Here is a 20,381-nt window from a genome sequence, read left to right as displayed (position 1 = left end):
CCGCTCCGTCGCCTTTCCCCCTGAACTACGTCAAATGACGTATGTGGGGTTTTACCGCCCTCAACGATAGTTGGTCGAGGCGCTGCTCCCGCGGCGTCGCGAATTCAAAAAGCCGTTCAGGCGATAGTCGTTGAGGGGAATAAAACGATGAATTTCACAAAGGGATTGACCAGCGCCGCGCTTCTCGCCGCGCTCACCACCGCCGGCATGGGCGGCATGGCCTATGCCCAGGAAGACACGATCAAGGTCGGCATCCTGCATTCGCTGTCCGGCACGATGGCGATTTCGGAAACCACGCTGAAAGACGCCATGCTGATGCTGATCGAGCAGCAGAACGAGAAGGGCGGCCTTCTCGGCAAGCAGCTTGAAGCCGTCGTCGTCGACCCGGCATCGGATTGGCCGCTCTTTGCCGAAAAGGCGCGCGAGCTGATCGAGGGCGACAATGTCGCCGCCGTGTTCGGTTGCTGGACTTCCGTGTCGCGCAAATCGGTTCTGCCGGTGTTCGAGGAACTCGACAACATCCTGTTCTACCCCGTCCAGTATGAGGGCGAGGAAAGCCAGCGTAACGTGTTCTATACCGGTGCCGCTCCCAACCAGCAGGCGATCCCCGCCGTTGATTACCTGATGGAAAATGACGGCGTCGAGCGCTGGGTGCTGGCCGGCACCGACTATGTCTATCCGCGCACCACCAACAAGATCCTTGAAGCCTATCTCAAGGATCACGGCGTTGCCGAAGAAGACATCATGATCAACTACACGCCCTTCGGCTTCTCCGACTGGCAGACGATCGTCTCCGACATCAAGAATTTCGGCTCGGAAGGCAAGAAGACCGCTGTTGTCTCCACCATCAATGGCGACGCCAATGTGCCGTTCTACAAGGAACTCGCCAATCAGGGCATTTCGGCCTCCGACATTCCGGTCGTCGCCTTCTCGGTCGGCGAGGAAGAGCTTGCCGGTCTCGATACCGGCCCGCTGGTCGGTCATCTCGCCGCCTGGAACTACTTCCAGTCTGTCGATACCGATGCGAACTACGACTTCATCGACGCCTGGCACGCCTTCACCGGCGATGACGCCCGCGTGACCAACGACCCGATGGAAGCCCATTACATCGGCTTCAACATGTGGGTGAAGGCGGTTGAAAAGGCCGGCACCACCGATCCGGACGCCGTGATCGATGCCATGGTCGGGGTTGCGGTTCCGAACCTTTCCGGCGGCTATTCGGCGATGATGCCGAACCACCACATCACCAAGCCGGTGCTGATCGGCGAGATCCAGGACGATGGCCAGTTCGACATCGTCTACGAAACCCCCGGCCTCGTCGCCGGCGACGCATGGTCCGACTTCCTGCCGGACTCGAAGAACCTGATTGCCGACTGGCGCGCTCCGATGTCGTGCGGCAACTTCAATGTCGAGACCGGGAAATGCGGCGGCATGTCCGAGTAAACTGAGCTCGACGCCGGGCGCGATCAGACCGATCGCGCCCGGTCAACAGGGGGGCGGCCGGATATTGCGCGGGCCGTCGATAATGGGGGCGCATATGTCCGTTTTCTTCCACAAGCACAATTTCAGAGCTTTCATTCTAGCAGCCCTTTTCATTCTGACATGTGCGCCCCTTTCTTTTGCCCAGACCGACCTTTCCGGCATGATCGGTCAGTTCGGCATGGTGCGTGGTTTCGGCGAAACCGAAGCGCTGGTGAACGAGCTTGCCGCAACCGGCGACGATGCCGCGATTCCCACGCTGAAAGCCCTTGCCAATGGCGATCTCTATGCCCGCAAGGATGATGGCAAGGTGTTCATCACTAGCAAGGGCTCTTCCAGCCGCAACCTCTTGCTGATTGACCCCCTGACCGGCGAGGAGGCCGGCGAAGTCTCCAAACGCGACCTCGACAAGATCAAGGTCAACAACAATCTCCGCTCCACAATCGATGCCGCCCTTGCCGGCATGACGCTGATGAGCCCGAAGCGCGACACAAGGCTTTCGGCTGCGCAGTCGCTGCTGAAGGCGCCGAGCGAGGACAATCTGGTCCTTCTCGAAAAGGCGCTGGAGAAGGAGGAGGACAGCGAAATCGCCACCGTCCTGTCCCAGGCGCGGGCCGTTTCCATACTGAATTCCGACCGCAGCCCCGAGGAAAAGGCCGAGGCCATTTCCGATATCGCTGATATCGGCGGACGCGAGGCGATTTCGATCCTGCTGTCGGCGCGCTCCAGCGTCGGCCCCGAGCTGCAGGACGAAATCGATGCGGCGCAGGCGAAGATCGAAAAGCGCCTGGCCTTTTGGGACCTTGGTCAGAATGTCTGGTACGGCCTGTCGCTCGGCTCGGTGCTGCTTCTGGCTGCGATCGGGCTCGCCATTACCTTCGGCGTCATGGGCGTCATCAACATGGCCCATGGCGAAATGGTGATGATCGGGGCCTATTCCACCTTCGTGGTCCAGCAGGTGATCCGCACATCCTATCCGCACCTTTTCGACTGGTCGCTGGCAATCGCGCTTCCGGTCGCCTTCATCGTCACCGCCGCCGTCGGGCTTGTGATCGAGCGCGGCGTGATCCGCTTTCTCTATGGCCGGCCGCTGGAAACGCTGCTTGCCACCTGGGGCGTATCGCTGATCCTGCAGCAGGCGGTGCGCACCATTTTCGGCCCCACCAATCGCGAGGTCGGCAATCCGTCCTGGATGTCCGGTTCCTTCGATGTCGGCGGGCTGGTGATTACCTGGTCCAGGCTCTGGATCGTGATGTTCTCGCTTGCCGTGTTCTTCGCCCTTCTTGTGTTGATGAAGCGCTCGGCCTTCGGCCTGCAAATGCGGGCCGTCACCCAGAACCGGCGCATGGCCGCTTCCATGGGCATCCGCACACCCTGGGTTGACGCCTTCACCTTCGCGCTCGGATCGGGCGTTGCGGGCCTTGCCGGCGTGGCGCTGTCGCAGATCGACAATGTCTCCCCCAATCTCGGCCAGTCCTACATCATCGACTCATTCATGGTCGTGGTCTTCGGCGGCGTCGGCAATCTGTGGGGCACGTTTGTCGGCGCCTTCTCGCTCGGCATCCTCAACAAGTTCCTGGAACCCTATGCCGGGGCGGTGCTCGGCAAGATCCTGGTTCTGGTCTTCATCATCCTGTTCATCCAGAAACGGCCGCGCGGGCTGTTCGCACTCAAGGGAAGGGCGGTGGAAGCATGATCACGGCCCATCTTTTCCGCTCGCTCGACCGCAAGGTCTCGATCGCGATCGTCATCCTCTTCGCCATCGCGTTGCTGGTGCCGTTCGCAAACCTAATCATCCCGGCCGACAGCGCCTTTCACCTGCCGACCTATCTGGTCTCGCTGTTCGGCAAATATCTCTGCTATGCGCTGCTGGCGCTGTCGCTCGATCTCGTCTGGGGCTTCTGCGGCATTCTCTCGCTCGGCCATGGCGCGTTCTTCGCGCTCGGCGGCTATGCCATGGGCATGTATCTTATGCGCCAGATCGGCCCGCGCGGGGTCTATGGCGACCCAATCCTGCCGGATTTCATGGTGTTCTTGAACTATCAATCGCTGCCCTGGTTCTGGCACGGCTTCGACATGTTCTGGTTCGCGATGCTGATGGTGCTCCTGGTGCCGGGGGCGCTTGCCTTCGTGTTCGGCTGGTTCGCCTTCCGCTCGCGCGTCAACGGCGTCTATCTCTCGATCATCACCCAGGCGATGACCTATGCGTTGCTGCTCGCCTTCTTCCGCAACGATATGGGCTTCGGCGGCAATAACGGGCTGACGGATTTCAAGGATATTCTGGGCTTTTCGGTGCAGGCCGATACCACCCGTGCCGCGCTGTTCGCCGCTTCGGCCATCTTCCTCGCCATCGGTCTCTTCATTACGTCGGCGATCGTGCGCTCCAAGGCCGGCAAGGTGCTGGTCGGCGTGCGCGATGCCGAAAGCCGGGTGCGGTTTCTGGGCTACCGCGTGGAGAACTACAAGCTCTTCACCTTCGTCGCCTCCGCCATGATGGCGGGCGTCGCCGGCGCGCTCTATGTGCCGCAGGTCGGCATCATCAATCCTGGCGAATTCGCCCCCGCAAACTCCATCGAAGTGGTGATCTGGACGGCGGTTGGCGGCCGCGCGACGCTGATCGGGCCGATCATCGGGGCGATCCTCGTCAATGGCGGCAAGACCATCTTCACCGGGCTTTTCCCCGCCTTCTGGCTATTCGCGCTCGGCGGCCTGTTCGTCGCCGTCACCCTGTTCCTGCCGAAGGGCATCGTCGGGACACTTGCGCCACGGTTTTCGAAAAAGCCAGGCCCGGACGCCAAGGAGCGGATCGAACACTCGGAAGAGGCCGAAGCCGGCATTGACGGCATTGCAGAGGAGCCGGCCCGATGAGCCCCCATGAAAAACGCGCCAAAAGCCTGCTCTACCTCGACAATGTCTCGGTGTCGTTCGATGGCTTCAAGGCGCTGAACAGCCTGTCCTTCGTCATCGACCCCGGCGAGTTGCGCGCCGTGATCGGCCCGAACGGCGCGGGCAAGACCACGATGATGGACATCATCACCGGCAAGACGCGGCCGGACGTGGGCGAGGTGTTCTTCTCCGACACGATAGACCTCACCCGCCGCGATGAGGCCGATATCGCCCAGCTCGGCATCGGCCGCAAATTCCAGAAGCCGACCGTGTTCGAAAGCCATACGGTATGGGACAATCTGGAACTGGCGCTGAACCGCAAACGGGGCGTGTTTTCCACCCTGTTCTACAGCCTTACCGGCGAAGATCGCGACCGCATCGAGGAAATCCTCGAGACGATCCGTATGACGGCGCGCCGTGATGAACTGGCCGCAAATCTCTCCCACGGTCAGAAACAATGGCTCGAAATCGGCATGTTGCTGGCGCAGGAACCGAAGCTGCTGCTCGTCGACGAACCCGTCGCCGGCATGACCGACGCCGAAACCGTGGAAACCGCCCGCCTGTTGCGCGAGATCGCGAAAACGCGGGCGGTGGTTGTCGTTGAACACGACATGGGCTTCGTCCGCGACCTCGGCGTCAAGGTCACCTGCCTCGCCGAAGGCTCCGTGCTCGCCGAAGGGTCCATAGACTTCGTGTCGAACGACCCGAAGGTGATCGAGAATTATCTCGGGAGGTGAGGATGGCGGACGGTGCGAGCGCGGCGAATCATCGCCTGGATCCTCGGGTCAAGCCCGAGGATGACCCGTGGGGAGGGGAAGGGGCAAGTGCGGCAGCCTCGCGGGGCATTGCGGTCTCTCGTTCCTGCATATCAAAGAAAAGGTCGTGCGCGTGGCGCCTTCGTTGCTTGGTGTCACGAGCCTCCCCTCTCGCGTCATCCTCGGGCTTGACCCGAGGATCCAGGCCGGATCGCTCAGAGGAACGTTTCGTAAAGATCGTCCCAACCGGGGTTCATTCCATTCACCAGGGCGATCTTCCACGCCCGGTTCCATTGCTTCAGAGCCTTCTCGCGCGCTATCGCGCTCCCGATCTCGTAATGCTCCTCGTACCACACCAGTCTGTTGCAGCCGTAGCGGCTGGTGAAGCCGGGAACGAGCCCTTCCCGATGCTCATAAATGCGTCGTTCGAGATCGCGGGTCACGCCGATGTAAAGCGTTCCGTGCGGCCTGTTGGTAACGATATAGACATAACCAGTCATAGCGCTTTGCCGGGTTGCCTGGATCCTCGGGTCAAGCCCGAGGATGACACGAGTGGGACGGGGTGGAAAGAATTTGCTGCCGGAGCGCTCGCCAAAACGTATATGAATGCGCGCCGTACTCTCCCCCTTTCTGCGTCATCCTCGGGCTTGACCCGAGGATCCAGGCGGCTGGCTCTGACCTGTCGGTATCCTCTCCTTGCGAAAAAGGTTCAACTCCATGCTAACCATTGAAAACGTCGACCTCCACTATGGCGCCGCGCAGGCGCTCAGGAGTGTCTCGCTGACGGCGGAAATGGGTAAGATCACCTGCGTGCTGGGGCGTAATGGGGTTGGCAAGTCCTCGCTGCTGCGGGCCGTCACCGGCCAGCATCCGATATCGGGCGGTGCAATCAGTTTCGGCGGTGACAAGCTTGATGGGCTCGCGCCTTACGCCCGCGCCAAACGCGGCGTCGGCTATGTGCCGCAGGGGCGTGAGATCTTTCCGCTGCTCACCGTTCGGGAAAATCTCGAGACCGGGTTCGCGCCTCTGCAGCGCGCCGACCGCACCATTCCCGACGAGATCTTCTCGCTGTTTCCGGTGCTGCAAACCATGCTATCGCGTCGCGGCGGTGATCTTTCCGGCGGTCAGCAGCAGCAACTCGCCATCGGCCGCGCCATGGTGACAAGACCGAAAATCCTGGTGCTGGACGAGCCGACCGAAGGCATCCAGCCCTCGATCATCAAGGATATCGGCCGCGCAATCCGCTATCTTCGCGACTCAACGGGCATGGCGATCCTGCTGGTCGAGCAATATCTCGATTTCTGCCGCGAACTTGCCGACAAGGTCTATATCATGGACCGCGGCGTGATCGTTCACGAGGGCGCGGCCGAGACGCTCGATACGGCCGAGGCCCGGCGTCACCTCACGGTGTGATGCTTCCATGCGCAAATGAGAAGAATTTGTGCTCTTTTGCGGGAGCGACAGACGCGGTTCCAGCGTTTAACTTTTTATCGGGGCGCGGCGCGGCAGACCGAAGCGTGAAATCTTCCGCCCGGCTCATCGATACGGCACGAAACTTGCGTTTAGCCGATCGACAGCAGCATGATAAAAAGGAAAACCAATGGGCTGGAACCATCAATCGCGCGGGCGGGCCGCAGGATCGGCGCGGGCGCGCGCCGGCGGGCTCAAGCACGCCGCGGCGCGTGGGTCAACGCGCGTTCTGGAGGGGGCATGTTCGTCGGGATGGAACTGTTGACGCCGGGCCTTGCCACAGGGCCGCAGCGGACGTCGGGCACCGGGCGCGTGAGCGCGAAATCGGCCGGCGGCAAGTCGCGCCTCGATGTCTTCTATCAGGAGGGCGCGGCCAAGATCCGCATTCCCGAAAGCTTCGACGGTGCGATGGAGGCGGTGCTGATCAACACCTCCGGCGGGCTGACGGGCGGCGACCGGCTGCAATGGGAACTGGAGGCAGGTGACGGCACGGCGCTGACGGCGACCACGCAGGCCTGCGAGAAAATCTACCGCTCCGACAGCGGCCCGGCGGGGATCGATACCGAGATCAGGGTCGGTGACAACGCCCGGCTCGACTGGCTGCCGCAGGAGACCATCCTGTTCGACGACGCCTCGCTCAACCGCCGGCTCGATGTCGATCTGGCCGAAACGGCCGAGTTCCTGGCGATCGAGGCCGTGCTTCTGGGCCGCAAGGCCATGGGCGAGGCGGTGCGCTGCGGCAATTTCCGCGATCGCTGGCGGGTGCGCCGTTCGGGCACGCTGATCCATGCCGAGGACGTGCGCATGACCGGCGATATCGAAAATCTGGTGGCGCAGACGGCGGTGCTTGGCGGTGATGTTGCTTTCGCCACACTGCTCTACTGCGGGCCCCGCGCGGAAGCGCTGATGCCGAAAGTGCGCGAAGCACTGGGCGAGACCTCCGCCGGCGCCAGCGAGTGGAACGGCAAGCTCGTCGCCCGCATCGTCGCCGCTGATGGCTATAGTTTGCGAAAAAGCCTGATTCCCGCGCTCAAGGTCTTGCGGGACGGGCAGAATCTGCCGAAAGTCTGGCATCTGTGAGTTGCAACGGAATGAGAGAACCGCATGAACCTGACGCCGCGTGAAAAAGACAAACTGCTTGTTTCGATGGCCGCCATGGTCGCACGGCGGCGGCTGGAGCGCGGGGTGAAGCTCAACTATCCCGAGGCGATCGCGCTGATTTCCGATTTCGTGGTCGAGGGCGCGCGCGACGGCCGTCCGGTGGCCGAACTGATGGAGGCCGGCGCCCATGTCATCACCCGCGAACAGGTGATGGAAGGCGTTCCCGAAATGATCCACGACATCCAGGTGGAAGCCACCTTCCCCGACGGCACCAAGCTGGTGACCGTGCATGAGCCGATACGGTGAGGAGGAGACCAACATGATCCCCGGTGAACTGATTACCGCAGACGGCGAGATTGAAATCAATGCCGGTCTGCCGACCGTGACGCTGACCGTTTCCAATACCGGCGACCGGCCGGTGCAGGTTGGCAGCCATTACCATTTTTTCGAGACCAATCCGGGCCTTGCCTTCGAGCGCGACAAGGCGCGCGGCATGCGGCTCGATATTCCCGCCGGCACGGCGGTGCGGTTCGAGCCCGGCCAGACGCGCGATGTCACGCTGGTGCCGTTTGCGGGCAACCGCACGGTCTACGGGTTCCGACAGGACATTATGGGGAAGCTTTGATCATGGCCGTTCAGCATTACCACGGAAGCTGCCAGTGCGGCGCAGTCGACTTCGATGTTGATATCGAACTTGGCCACACCATCACCTGCAACTGCTCGCGCTGCAAGCGGCTCGGCTCGGTGCTGGCGTTTGCGCCACGCGAAGACTTCACGTTGAACAGCGGCGAGGACAACCTGACCGAATACCTGTTCAACAAGCACCAGATCCATCACCTGTTCTGCAAGACCTGCGGCATCGAGAGCTTTGCCTATGCCACCGGTCCCGACGGGGCCGAGATGGTCGCGGTCAACGCCAATTGCCTTGATGGCGTCGATCCCCGCAGCCTCGCCCCACAGCATTACGACGGCGCGGCCGTATAAATTTTCCGCCCCAGGAGGAACTTCATGCCTTTCAAGATGTCCCGCGCCTCTTATGCGTCCATGTTCGGCCCGACCACCGGCGACAGGGTGCGGCTTGCCGATACCGAGCTTTTCGTCGAGGTCGAGAAGGACTTCACCCATTACGGCGACGAGGTGAAGTTCGGCGGCGGCAAGGTGATCCGCGACGGCATGGGCCAGAGCCAGGCGTCGCGCGCGGAGGGCGCGGTCGACACGGTGATGACCAATGCGCTGATCATCGATCACTGGGGCATCGTGAAAGCCGATATCGGCATCAAGGACGGCCGCATCGCCGGCATCGGCAAGGCCGGCAACCCGGATACGCAGGCCGGCGTCGACATCATCATCGGACCGGGAACGGAGTCGATCTCGGCCGAAGGCAAGATCGTCACCGCCGGCGGCATGGACGCGCATATCCACTTCATCTGCCCGCAGCAGATCGAGGAAGCGTTGATGGCGGGGCTGACCTGCATGCTCGGCGGCGGAACCGGCCCGGCCTACGGCACCTTCGCTACCACCTGCACGCCCGGTCCCTGGCATATCGAGCGGATGATCCAGGCGGCGGATGCGTTTCCGATGAATCTTGCGTTTTCGGGCAAGGGCAATGCCTCGCTGCCGGGCGCGCTGGAAGAACAGGTGCTGGGCGGCGCGGCCGCGCTCAAGCTGCATGAGGACTGGGGCACGACCCCGGCGGCGATCGACAATTGCCTTTCGGTGGCCGACAAATACGACGTTCAGGTGATGATCCACACCGACACGCTGAATGAATCGGGCTTCGTCGAGGACACGGTGAATGCCTTCAAGGGACGCACCATCCACGCCTTCCACACCGAGGGCGCCGGCGGCGGTCACGCGCCGGACATCATCAAGATCTGCGGCCTTTCGAACGTCATTCCGTCCTCGACCAACCCGACCCGGCCCTACACGGTCAACACCATCGCCGAGCATCTCGACATGCTGATGGTCTGCCACCATTTGTCGCCGTCGATCCCGGAGGACATCGCCTTTGCCGAAAGCCGCATCCGCAAGGAGACGATCGCGGCGGAGGATATCCTGCACGATATCGGCGCGTTCTCGATCATCTCGTCGGACAGCCAGGCCATGGGCCGCGTTGGCGAGGTGATCATCCGCACCTGGCAGACCGCCGACAAGATGAAACGCCAGCGCGGCCGCCTGCCGCAGGAAACCGGCGAGAACGACAATTTCCGGGCAAAGCGCTATATCGCCAAATATACGATCAACCCCGCGATCGCCCACGGGCTTTCCCACGAGATTGGCTCGGTCGAGGTGGGAAAACGCGCCGATCTGGTGATGTGGGACCCGGCGCTGTTCGGCGTCAAACCGGAGATGATCATCATCGGCGGCACGATCGCGGCGGCCCAGATGGGCGACCCGAACGCCTCGATCCCGACGCCGCAGCCGATGCATTACCGCTACATGTTCGGCGCTTACGGCAAGTCGCGCACCAATTCCTCCGTCACATTCGTCTCCGAAGCCTCGCTCGATGCCGGCCTCGCCCACAAGCTCGGCGTTTCCAAGCAGCTTCTGCCGGTAAAGAATACCCGCGGCGGCATCTCCAAGGCCTCGATGGTGCACAATTCCGCCACGCCGGAGATTTCCGTCGACCCGGAAACCTACGAGGTCCGCGCCGATGGCGAGGTGTTGACCTGCGAGCCGGCCGAGGTCCTGCCGATGGCGCAGCGTTATTTCCTGTTCTGAACGGGGGGCGTCGCTCAGGCGACGATTTTCGAAACCAGATCCGGGTATTGCGCTATCACACGGACATAGGCGACGGCGAAGTCGGGTGCGGTGACGCGCGCCTGCTCCCAATCGCGAAGTGTGCCCACGGGAACGCGAAATCTGCCGGCGAATTCCGTTTGCGACAGGCCGAGCGCCGTTCTCGTCCGGCGGATCAGGCGAGCGCGTTGGCCGCGATCTTCCGCCGAAGCGCTTACATCGAAGTCTTCGGCGTCAGTCGGGTCAGCTCTCAAGACGATAGAATCGTTCTTCACCCTTGTTACTCCTACTAACCGATATGAAGCGCGGCATATCGTCCCGCCAAACGAATACGCCGGTAAAACAACGCCCGTCGACCATGCCGATGACCTTGAACCGTTCCTCACCATCTATTGGGCGGATCGACGGTATGATCAGGTGCTCCAAATCATCGAATATACGGTCCCCGAATGCGAGCGGCAGACCGTGCTTCTTCCTGTTGATGGCGTCCTTGGCAGGGTCGAAGCGCTGAACCATGCGAGGATTATACGGAAATTCCGTAATCCCTGCAACCGGCATCGCTACCCATGCGCCCCGCGCATACCCGCTATGCGTTTACCTTTAATCGGGCTTGCCGGCCTTTGATTCCCGGTCTGGAATCGTTAAATTCGGGCCAAGCTTGAAGCAACAAATTCCCAAGACTGAGCAAGGAGATCGCCATGATCGGCCGTAAAGTTCCGAATGTCACCTTCCGCACCCGCGTCCGCGATGAAAGCATCGAGGGGCCGAACCCGTTCCGTTGGCAGGACATGACCTCGGACGATTATTTCAAGGGCAAGCGCGTCGTGCTGTTCTCGCTGCCGGGTGCCTTCACCCCGACCTGCTCGACCTATCAGCTTCCCGATTTCGAAAAGCTGTTCCCCGAGTTCCAGGCGCAGGGCATCGACGACATCTACTGCATGTCGGTCAATGACGCCTTCGTCATGAACGCCTGGGCCAAGGGCCAGAATCTTGAGCACGTCAAGGTCATTCCGGACGGCTCCGGCGAGTTCACCCGCAAGATGGGCATGCTCGTCAACAAGGACAATCTCGGCTTCGGCATGCGCTCCTGGCGCTATGCCGCCATCATCAATGATGGCGTTGTCGAGCAGTGGTTCGAGGAAGAGGGCTTCTCCGACATGTGCGAGACCGACCCCTACAGCGTGTCCTCGCCGCAGAACATTCTCGAAAACCTGAAGCGCGAAGCCAAGGCCGCCTGAGGCCTTTTGGCCCGCTTCGACGAAAAGCAAGGGCGGTCGGTCAACGGCCGCCCTTTTTCTTGCGCCGCGTGTCCAGGCTGCCGCGATGCACGCGCTTGCCAAGCGTCGCAATCTTGTTATGAAGGTAGGAACGCCCGGCATCGTTACAGACCGGGTCGATCAAGGGGAAAGCATGCAGCGCGTTACCAGTTTCATTCCCGCGGGCGAGGCCAGCGGCGCGGTCGCCGGCCGTGTCGAGCTGACGCATGACGGGCGGCATCTTCGCCGCAAGGCGCTGAAGCTTTCCAGTGGCGAGAGCGTGATGCTCGACCTGAAGGAAGCAGTGCTGTTTGCCACCGGCGACCGGCTGGTGCTGGAGGACGGAAGCACGATCGAGATCGTCGCCGCGCCGGAGGAACTCTATGAAATCCATGCCCATGACAAACTGCACCTGATCCAGCTTGCCTGGCATCTCGGCAATCGTCACCTGCCCGCCCAGATCGAGGAAGGACGGATCCTGATCCTGCGCGATCACGTGATCCGCCAGATGCTGGAGGGCCTCGGCGCGCATGTGCACGAGGTCGTTGAACCGTTTCAGCCGGTGCGCGGCGCCTATCACAGCGGACATTCTCACGGAGACCACCACCATCACGGCCATCACCACGATTGACGGCAGCGCCGTTTCGGGCGCCGCGCTTTTACGGCTGTTGTCCTGGCTCTCGCCGGCGTTTCCGCTCGGCGGCTTTTCCTATTCGGGCGGGCTCGAGCGCGCGGTGCATGACCGGCTGCTGGAAGATGCGGATGACGTGGCCGAATGGCTCGCTGTCTCGCTTCGCCACGGTTTTCTCTGGAACGACGCCGTGCTGTTGTGCGAGGCCCATCGCGCGGCGGGCGATCCGGAGCGGCTTGCCGCGACGGCCGCCCTTGCCACAGCGCTTGCCGGTTCGCGCGAACGCCATGCCGAAACGCTGGCGCTGGGTGCTGCCTTTGTCGCTGCCGCCGGCGCGTGGTCCGCACCCGGTGACGAAGCCCTGCCGCCGGAAACGCCGCTGCCGGTCGCCTTCGGCGCGATTGCCGCATCGCACGGCATCGGCCTGGAAGTGGCCTGTCAGGGCTATCTCCATGCCCAGGTGTCGCAATATATTTCGGCCGCGATCCGGCTGTCGCTGGCAGGGCAGGTGGCAGGGCTTGCCGTGCTTTCCGGTCTGGAGCAGCCGATCCTCGACCAGGCGGCGCGGGCGGCGGCATCGACGCCGGATGATCTCGGCGGCTGCGCCTTCAGCGCCGATATCGCCGCGCTACGCCATGAGAACCAGCATTCACGGCTGTTCCGGTCGTAACGTAAGAGGTAGACGATGAAATCCGAAAACGGTCCCCTCAGGGTCGGCATTGGCGGCCCGGTCGGCTCCGGCAAGACCGCGCTCACCGAAAAACTGTGCAAGGCGATGAGCCGCGACTATTCCGTCGCGGTCGTGACCAACGATATCTATACCCGCGAGGATGCCGATGCGCTGGTGCGCATGCAGGCGCTCACCTCCGACCGGATCGTCGGCGTGGAGACCGGCGGCTGCCCGCATACCGCCATCCGCGAGGATGCGACGATCAACCTTCAGGCGATTGCCGAACTCAACAAGCGCATTCCCGATCTCGATATTATCTTCATTGAATCCGGCGGCGACAACCTTGCCGCCACCTTCTCCCCGGACCTTGCCGACATCACCCTCTATGTGATTTCGGTCTGCCAGGGCGAGGAAATCCCGCGCAAGGGCGGGCCGGGCATCACCCGGTCGGACATGCTGGTGATCAACAAGAAGGATCTGGCGCCCTATGTCGAGGTCGACCTTGACGTCATGGCGCGCGATTCCGAGCGCATGCGCAATGGCGGCCCGACCGTGTTCACCGACCTGAAGCGCGGTGATGGCGTCGAAGCCGTCGCCGCCTTCCTGAAGGAGGCCGGCGGGCTGTAGCTGTTATAGACGCTTCAGCGCCTCGATATCGGTGATCTCGATCGTGCGGCCGTGAACGTTGACGCCGAGGGACTTGAGCGCGCCGAAGGCCCGCGACAGGGCTTCCGGCGCAAGGCCGAGCTTGCCGGCAAGCAAGCTCTTGCGGCAGGCGAGCCGGAAGGTGGCCGGCGCCGTATCATCCGGACATTGGCTCAGCAGGTAATGCGCCACCCTTTGCAGCGCGGTGTTCAGCCGGTCATCTGCCACGCAGTCGATCGCCTCTTGCAGTTGCGTCGACAGCGACCTGGCCAGAACACGCGCCATGCTGCCATCGTCATTGGCCGCGATCTGGCGCACCTTGGCGAGATCGTAGCAGACAAGCGTTGCGTTCTCGGCGGCCTGGGCGCTGTAGCGGCAGGTGTCGCCGCTGAAGACAAGGTCGTCGCCGAAGGTGTCGCCTGGCCCGCAGATGCGGATATCGCCCTCGCGGCCCTCCTTGTTCTGTCTGAACAGCCGGATATAGCCGGTCACGACGCTGTAGAAATACCGCGCGGGATCGCCTTCCAGAAACAGCAGGTCGGGCGGCGCGGCGTTGATGAAACTGGCGCATTCCATCAGCCGGTTGACCGTCGTCATATCCATCGCCGCCGTCAGGCCGGTCTCGATGAATTGCGCTTTCCTGCGTTCGCTCACATTGAGGGTCGTGTTCATTGTCCCGCCTCCCATGGCGCGGCTATGGTGATGCGTATCCACGAACCGGCTCCTTTGCTTCTCGCTCACCGCATTCGGTCCGGAAGAAAGCGGCCGTTATCAGCTAAAATATGCCGGAATGGGGGGAAAAGGATTGATTTCAATCAAGCGATGAACGGTTCTGCGCGTGGTCTCCGGTGCGGGACGCCCGAAAACGCAAAAGACCGGCGTCATCCGCCGGCCTCCTGAGGTGATGGTCTCTATGGCGGCTCAGGCCATGCCGCGTTTGGAAAGGTTGTCGCGATCGCCTTCCAGGGTCTCCACCCGCTCCTCAAGCCTCGCAAGTTTGGCCCGGTTGGCCTCGCTCATCCGTCCGGCGGTTTCGGCGGTGTAGACCACATCGTTGGGGTCCGCCTTGCCGATGAACCGGCCGAAGACCCACCGTAGCAGCCGTGCCAGATCGTCCATGATCATGAAGAAGGCCGGCACCACCAGCAGCGACAGCGCGGTCGACATAATGATGCCACCGATCACCGCCACCGCCATCGGCGCGCGGAAGGACGAGCCTTCGCCCACGCCGAGCGCCGCCGGCAGCATGCCCGCCGACATCGCGATCGAGGTCATGATGATCGGTCGTGCGCGCTTGCGTCCGGCCTCCACCAGCGCCTGACGCCGGTCGAGCCCGTGCCAGATCGCCTCCTTGGCGAAGTCCACCAGCAGGATCGCGTTCTTGGTGACGATCCCCATCAGCATCAGAAGACCGATCAGGACCGGCATCGAGATCGGATTGTCGGTGATGATCAGCGCGATCGCCACGCCGCCCAATGCCAGTGGCAGCGAGAACAGGATGGTGAACGGCTGGATCACATCCTTGAACAGCAGGATCAGCACCGCCAGCACCAGGAACAGGCCGAGCATCATCGCGTTGATGAAGCTCTGCTGCATTTCGGCAAGAACCTTGGCATCGCCGCTTTCGGCCAGCGTCACGCTTGCGGGAAGGTCGGTGTTCTCGACGATCTCGCGGAACCGGGCGGTCGCCGGATCAAGCGCGACGCCCGGCGGCAGATTGGCGCCGATCGAGACAACGCGGTGGCGGTCGTAGCGCTGCACCGTGCTGACGCCCTCGGAATAGTCGACGTCGGCGACGACCGACAGCGGCACCATTTCACCGGATGCGGTCTTGATCTTCAGCGCCCGGATCGCGGCAAGGTCGCGCCGGAGCTCCAGATCGGTGCGCACCCGAACCGGGATCAGACGGTTGTCGAGCGAGATCTTCGCCAGATTGGCGTCGACATCACCCACGGTCGCCACCCGTACCGTTTCGGAAATCTGCGCCGGGGTGATGCCGAGACGGGCCGCGATCTCCTTCTTCGGCCGGATTTTCAGTTCCGGACGCGGCAGCGCGCCTTCGGAGGAAACCTTGTCCAGCATCGGTTCGGCCCTGAGCCTGGCCTCCAGTATGGCGACCGCCTGCTGCAGCTCCTCTTCATTGTCGGAGAGGAAGTTGAATTCGATATCGCGCTGTCCGCGGTCGTTGAGCTTGGTGATCCGAAGGTCGGGAATGTCGGCAAGCCCGGCCAGGATCTCCTGCTCGATCTGCCATTGCGGGATTTCGCGACCCGATGGCGGGATCTTCGGCAGATACTGCCCGATCAGCGGCAAGCCGCCAAGCATGTCGTTGACCAAAGCTTCGGGCAGCGAATGCGCAAGCTTACCGAGCGTGACGGTGATGGTGGCCCGGCGATATTCGAGATCGCCCAGCGGCGAGGAACCGCCCAGCACGGTGACATCCTCGACGCCGTCATAGCCTTCGATCCGCTCCGCGATCAGGTCGGTCATCTCCTCGGTGTCGGAAAGCCGCGCATTCGGCGGCAGTTCGACGGAGAGCACGATGCGCGAGGCATCTTCCGGCGGCAGGAAGCTGCCGGGAATGCGCGCCATGAAGAACAGCGAGACGGCGAGAACGCCGATAGCGGCTACCAGCGTGGCATAGCGCCACTTCGTGGTCCAGCGCACGGCGGCGGTATAGCCGCGCATGATCCGGCCGTCATTGTGCTCGGCGTCTTCCTTGTGCTTGTGCTTGGAGGGCTTCAGCATATAGGCCGCCATCACCGGCGTGATCAGGCGGGCGACGACCAGCGAGAAGAACACGGCGAAGGCGACGGTCAGGCCGAACTGGATGAAGTACTGGCCCGGAATGCCCGGCATGAACGAGACCGGCGCGAACACGGCGATGATGGTGAAGCTCGTGGCGATCACCGCAAGGCCGATCTCGTCGGCCGCCTCGAGCGCCGCGCGATAGGGCGTCTTGCCCATATTGATGTGGCGCTCGATGTTCTCGACCTCCACGATCGCGTCATCGACGAGAATACCGGTCGCCAGCGTCAGCGAGATCAGGCTCACCAGATTGAGCGAGAAGCCGAGCATATCCATGATCCAGAAAGTCGGAATCACGGACAGCGGCAAAGCGACGGCGGCGATCAGCGTCGCCCGCCAGTTATGCAGGAACAGGAAAACGACGATGATGGCGAGCAGCGCGCCTTCGTACAGCGTGTCCATCGCGGCGGTGTAATTGCCCTTGGTGAAATAGACCGCGTCATCGATCAGCGAGATCGAGACCTCCGGATTTTCCGCGCGCACTTCATCCAGCGCCTCGGCCACCGCATCGGCGACCGTCACTTCGCTTGCGCCCTTGGAGCGGAACACGCCGAAGGAGACGACCGGCTCGCCGCCGTGGCGGGCGAAGGTGCGCGGCTCCTCATAGGTGTCCGTGACCGTGCCAAGGTCGGAAAGCCGGGCATACCGGCCGCCGCCAAGCGCGATCGTGGTGTTGGCGAGATCGGAAACGCTGCGGCTGTCGCCAAGCGTGCGGATCGCCTGTTCCGATCCGCCAACCTGGCCGCGGCCCGAGCCGACATCGGCATTGGTCTGACGTAGCTGCGCGTTCACTTCCGAGGCGGTGATGCCGTAGCTTGCCAGCTTGTCGGCGTCGAGCGAGACCTGGATTTCGCGGTCGGCGCCGCCGTAGCGGTCGACCCGGCCAACGCCCTTGATGCCCTGCAGCGCGCGCTCCACCTTGTCGTCGACGAACCAGGACAGTTCTTCAAGCGACATGTTGGGGGAGGAAACGGCGAAGGTCTGGATCGCCTGGCCCTCGACGTCGATCTTGCGCACCACCGGGTCTTCGGCCGTGGCCGGCAGGTCGGAACGGATATTGTCGATCGCGTCCTTGACGTCACGCAGCGCCTCGTCTGGGCTCACTTCCATGCGGAACAGAACCGAGGTGGTCGAGATGCCGTCCGTCACCGTCGAGTTCAACTCGTCAACGCCAGTGACGCTTGCGATTGCGTCCTCGATCTTCTTGGTCACCTGCATTTCGAGCTCGGCCGGGGCAGCGCCCGACTGAGACACGGTCACGGCGACGACCGGCACGTCGATGTTCGGAAAACGCGTGACGGCCATGTCCTTGAAGGCCTGAAGGCCGAGGAACAGCAACAGGCCCATCGCCAGAAGCGGCGCGACGGGATTTCGGATCGCCCAGGCTGAAAAGTTCATCGCTCAGATCCTCAGTTGGACGCCGTGGCGGAGGCGGGAACCGGGTTGATGCGGTCGCCGGCGCGCACATAGGCGCCTGCCTTGGCCACCACCTGATCGCCTTCGGCAAGCCCGCTTGTGATCTGGATGGTTTCGCCGTCCTGAATGCCGGTTTCCACCTCAACGACTTCCACGATGCCGTCCCTGACGCGGCGCACCGTGGCGCTGCCCTGGCTGATATTGACCGCCGTCAGCGGCAGGGCGAGGTCGTCCGCCTGCTTGGTGATGATCTCGGCGCTGGCATACATGCCGGCGCGCGCGCTTTCCGGATTGTCGATGCTGATGAAAACATCGGCAAGCCGGGTGGCGTCGTCGACGATCGGCGAGACCAGCCGCACCGTTCCCATGATCGGCCGGCTGGCGCCGACGAGTTCGATTTCCGCCTTTTGACCGGCTTCGACCTTCATCACCGAATCCTCCGGCACCTGCGCCACGAGTTCGATCGCGCCGTTCTCGATGATGGTGAACATCGGACTGGCGGAACCGCTGGCGATTGCGCCGATACGGGCATTCTTGTCGGAGATCACGCCCGCGACCGGCGCCTTGATATTGGTGCGCTCCAGGCGCAGCGCGATATCCTCGATCTGCGCCTGCGTGACCGCGATATCGGCGTTGGCGACCGCGATGGCCTCGCGGGCCGCCGCGGCGCTGGCATCGGCGCGCAACGCTTCCGTTTCGGCCTGCTCCAGCGCGGAGGTCGAGACCGAGCCGTTATCGGCGAGCCTCTTGCTGCGCTCGAACTGGCGGCGCGCATCGGTCTGGGCGGCTTCACTCGCGGTTAACTGGGCCTTCAGTTGCGCCAGGTTCGCCTCGGCCCTGGCCTTGTTCGCCTGCAGGCTGCTCCGCTCCAGCTCCAGCATGTCGGTGCGCAGGGTCGCGAGCACCGCGTCGGCCTCGACCCGGTCGCCGATCTCGGCCTCTATGGTCTCGATCGAAAGCCCCTCCACCAGCGGCTGCACGAACACCTCCTCGACCGGGCGGATGGTGCCGGTCGCCAGCACAATTTCGGTGAGCGGCTTGACCACGGCATCGGTCACCACGATGGCGGGAAGGGAGACGGCCGGCTCGGCAGAGGCTTCCGCATCCGCGGCAAGGGAGGGTGCGGCGACAAGTGCAAGAAGCACGGCGGTCGCGGCGGCAAGGCGGGTCGGTTTCGGCATGTAAATTACCCCAGTCGGCCGGGAGGAGGCCGGTTCCTCATGAGCAGTCGTTCCGTCCGATGGCGGGTGCTCAAGCTCGTTTACGTGTCGCGCCGGGCGGTCGGATTGCCGCCATGGCAAAAACTCAATCTGGCGATCGCGAGAGCGGCCCTCGGGGCATGCGTCGTCGCCTCGTGCGGCAGTTCGTCATAAACCCGGCATTTTTCAAGATGGCCACGCGCATTAGGCCGCATTAATTGAACCGAGTGGTTCGATTTAAAGCCGATCTGGTGCAAAAATGCAATACGCGCGACACCGGAACGATGCCGCGCGTATCGATTTCGGTTAAAATCAGGTCTTAGTTGGAAAGCGCCGCGTCGGTGATTTCCAGCGTATAGGCGCCTTCCGGCTCCTTGGTGATGACCGGATCTGAGCCGCCGCCGAGCAGGACTTCGACGGTGCGCTGGTAGTCGGCCGGGTCGAGCGCGCCATTGGAGCCTGCGGTCAGCTTGGCGACCTCGCGCATCATCCGCTTCTGGTGCTTTTCGGTCTGGGCGCCGGTGTCGTCATAGTCGAGCACGATCTCGGCGGCTTCGTCCGGGTTTTCCTCGGCCCATTTCCAGCCCTTCATCGAGGCGCGGACGAACTTGACCATGTCCTCCTTGAACTTCGGATCGGCAAGATCGTCTTCCAGCACGTAGAGGCCGTCTTCCAGCGTCGCCACGCCCTCGTCCTCGTATTTGAAGGTGTTGAGCTGGTCCTCGGAAATGCCGGCGTCCACGACCTGCCAGTATTCATTGTAGGTCATGGTGGAAATGCAGGCCGCCTGCTTCTGCAGCAGCGGGTCGACGTTGAAGCCCTGCTTCAGCACCGTCACGCCATCCTCGCCGCCATCGGTCGGGATGCCGAGATGGGCCATCCACGACAGGAACGGATATTCATTGCCGTAGAACCAGACGCCGAGCGTCTTGCCGGGGAAATCCTCCGGGCTCATCACGTTGTTTTCCTTGAGACACGTCAGCATCATGCCGGAGGACTTGTAGGGCTGGGCGATGTTGACGAGCGGCACGCCCTTTTCGCGGGTGGCCAGCGCGGATGGCATCCAGTCGACGATCACATCGGCGCCGCCGCCGGCGAGCACCTGTGCCGGCGCGATATCAGGCCCGCCGGGCTTGATGGTGACGTCGAGGCCTTCTTCCTCGTAGAAGCCCTTTTCCAGCGCGACATAGTAGCCGGCGAACTGGGCCTGCGTGACCCATTTGAGCTGCAGCGTGATTTCATCGGCGGAAAAGGCCTGGCCTGCCCCGAGCATCATGCCGCCGGCGGCAAGCGCCGCGATAAAAGTCGATTTCATGGTTACGTTCC

The 20,381-nt window shown here is 62.7% G+C and carries 20 protein-coding genes and 1 pseudogene; 14 read left to right on the top strand and 7 right to left on the bottom strand.

All coding sequences use genetic code 11. The features are described from left to right. The first annotated feature begins 147 nt into the window (after positions 1-147). From urtA to urtD, 4 genes and pseudogenes are all read left to right on the top strand, one after another. Entirely contained in the window at positions 148-1,443 is a 1,296-nt protein-coding gene (urtA, locus tag V6766_RS09480) for an urea ABC transporter substrate-binding protein (protein WP_448465794.1), read from the top strand. A 94-nt stretch (positions 1,444-1,537) separates the two neighbouring features. Then, positions 1,538-3,175 (top strand): urea ABC transporter permease subunit UrtB, encoded by a 1,638-nt coding sequence (gene urtB / locus V6766_RS09475; RefSeq protein WP_448465792.1) that lies wholly within the window; start codon positions 1,538-1,540, stop codon positions 3,173-3,175. Next, positions 3,172-4,239 (top strand): annotated as a pseudogene (gene urtC, locus V6766_RS09470) (urea ABC transporter permease subunit UrtC); the annotation flags it as partial. The gene urtB and the pseudogene urtC, both read left to right, overlap by 4 nt. A 104-nt stretch (positions 4,240-4,343) precedes the next feature. Further along, on the top strand, positions 4,344-5,102 hold the full coding sequence (gene urtD / locus V6766_RS09465) for an urea ABC transporter ATP-binding protein UrtD (RefSeq protein WP_448465790.1): 759 nt from the start codon (positions 4,344-4,346) through the stop codon (positions 5,100-5,102). A gap of 233 nt (positions 5,103-5,335) precedes the next feature. Here urtD and V6766_RS09460 read toward each other — a convergent pair whose 3' ends face one another. Then, positions 5,336-5,620 (bottom strand): GIY-YIG nuclease family protein, encoded by a 285-nt coding sequence (locus tag V6766_RS09460; protein WP_448465788.1) that lies wholly within the window; start codon positions 5,618-5,620, stop codon positions 5,336-5,338. Between the two features lie 217 nt (positions 5,621-5,837). Here V6766_RS09460 and urtE point away from each other — a divergent pair, with 217 nt between their 5' ends. The 6 genes from urtE (at position 5,838) to ureC (ending at position 10,412) form a co-directional block, all read left to right on the top strand. After that, the gene (gene urtE / locus V6766_RS09455; protein WP_448465786.1) at positions 5,838-6,533 is read left to right on the top strand and encodes an urea ABC transporter ATP-binding subunit UrtE; all 696 of its coding nucleotides are present in this window, start codon (positions 5,838-5,840) and stop codon (positions 6,531-6,533) included. Between the two features lie 315 nt (positions 6,534-6,848). Then, positions 6,849-7,670, top strand: coding sequence for an urease accessory protein UreD (locus V6766_RS09450; RefSeq protein ID WP_448466079.1), 822 nt, complete (start codon positions 6,849-6,851; stop codon positions 7,668-7,670). Positions 7,671-7,694: 24 nt separating this feature from the next. Next, positions 7,695-7,997 carry an urease subunit gamma gene (locus V6766_RS09445; RefSeq protein ID WP_448427922.1) on the top strand — a complete coding sequence of 101 codons (303 nt, stop codon included), beginning with the start codon at positions 7,695-7,697 and terminating at the stop codon, positions 7,995-7,997. A 13-nt stretch (positions 7,998-8,010) separates the two neighbouring features. Beyond that, positions 8,011-8,316 carry an urease subunit beta gene (locus V6766_RS09440; RefSeq protein ID WP_448427920.1) on the top strand — a complete coding sequence of 102 codons (306 nt, stop codon included), beginning with the start codon at positions 8,011-8,013 and terminating at the stop codon, positions 8,314-8,316. 2 nt (positions 8,317-8,318) lie between these two features. Further along, positions 8,319-8,675, top strand: a complete 357-nt coding sequence (locus V6766_RS09435) for a GFA family protein (protein ID WP_448465784.1) — start codon at positions 8,319-8,321, stop codon at positions 8,673-8,675. 24 nt (positions 8,676-8,699) lie between these two features. Further along, positions 8,700-10,412: an urease subunit alpha gene (ureC, locus tag V6766_RS09430; RefSeq protein ID WP_448465782.1), complete on the top strand. Its 1,713-nt coding sequence runs from the start codon at positions 8,700-8,702 to the stop codon at positions 10,410-10,412. A gap of 14 nt (positions 10,413-10,426) precedes the next feature. Here ureC and V6766_RS09425 read toward each other — a convergent pair whose 3' ends face one another. Further along, positions 10,427-10,705, bottom strand: coding sequence for a helix-turn-helix domain-containing protein (locus V6766_RS09425; protein WP_448465780.1), 279 nt, complete (start codon positions 10,703-10,705; stop codon positions 10,427-10,429). Further along, on the bottom strand, positions 10,674-10,946 hold the full coding sequence (locus V6766_RS09420) for a BrnT family toxin (RefSeq protein ID WP_448466077.1): 273 nt from the start codon (positions 10,944-10,946) through the stop codon (positions 10,674-10,676). The genes V6766_RS09425 and V6766_RS09420 overlap by 32 nt, the downstream gene beginning before the upstream one ends. 182 nt (positions 10,947-11,128) lie before the next feature. Between V6766_RS09420 and V6766_RS09415 the strand changes: the two genes are divergently transcribed. The 4 genes from V6766_RS09415 (at position 11,129) to ureG (ending at position 13,614) form a co-directional block, all read left to right on the top strand. Then, positions 11,129-11,668 (top strand): peroxiredoxin, encoded by a 540-nt coding sequence (locus V6766_RS09415; RefSeq protein ID WP_018065210.1) that lies wholly within the window; start codon positions 11,129-11,131, stop codon positions 11,666-11,668. Positions 11,669-11,840: 172 nt separating this feature from the next. After that, positions 11,841-12,317, top strand: coding sequence for an urease accessory protein UreE (gene ureE, locus V6766_RS09410; RefSeq protein ID WP_448465778.1), 477 nt, complete (start codon positions 11,841-11,843; stop codon positions 12,315-12,317). Further along, positions 12,304-12,987, top strand: coding sequence for an urease accessory protein UreF (locus V6766_RS09405; protein WP_448466075.1), 684 nt, complete (start codon positions 12,304-12,306; stop codon positions 12,985-12,987). The genes ureE and V6766_RS09405 overlap by 14 nt, the downstream gene beginning before the upstream one ends. Positions 12,988-13,002: 15 nt before the next feature. Then, positions 13,003-13,614 (top strand): urease accessory protein UreG, encoded by a 612-nt coding sequence (gene ureG, locus V6766_RS09400; protein ID WP_448465776.1) that lies wholly within the window; start codon positions 13,003-13,005, stop codon positions 13,612-13,614. Positions 13,615-13,617: 3 nt separating this feature from the next. Here the strand turns inward: ureG and V6766_RS09395 are convergent, their stop codons facing one another. The 4 genes from V6766_RS09395 to V6766_RS09380 all read right to left on the bottom strand — a co-directional run bounded on the left by V6766_RS09395 (position 13,618) and on the right by V6766_RS09380 (position 20,370). Further along, entirely contained in the window at positions 13,618-14,304 is a 687-nt protein-coding gene (locus V6766_RS09395) for a Crp/Fnr family transcriptional regulator (RefSeq protein WP_448465773.1), read from the bottom strand. Positions 14,305-14,553: 249 nt separating this feature from the next. After that, positions 14,554-17,838 (bottom strand): efflux RND transporter permease subunit, encoded by a 3,285-nt coding sequence (locus tag V6766_RS09390; protein ID WP_448465771.1) that lies wholly within the window; start codon positions 17,836-17,838, stop codon positions 14,554-14,556. A gap of 11 nt (positions 17,839-17,849) precedes the next feature. Then, complete coding sequence (locus V6766_RS09385) at positions 17,850-19,037, bottom strand: efflux RND transporter periplasmic adaptor subunit (protein ID WP_448465769.1); 1,188 nt, start codon at positions 19,035-19,037, stop codon at positions 17,850-17,852. A 337-nt stretch (positions 19,038-19,374) separates the two neighbouring features. Then, a complete protein-coding gene (locus tag V6766_RS09380; protein ID WP_448465767.1) occupies positions 19,375-20,370 on the bottom strand; it encodes an ABC transporter substrate-binding protein in 996 nt (331 codons plus the stop codon). Between the last annotated feature and the right edge of the window lie 11 nt (positions 20,371-20,381).

This window comes from Martelella sp. AMO21009, assembly GCF_053484295.1.
Note: the sequence above shows the minus strand (reverse complement) of the source record. Positions and strands in the feature narration are given on the sequence as shown.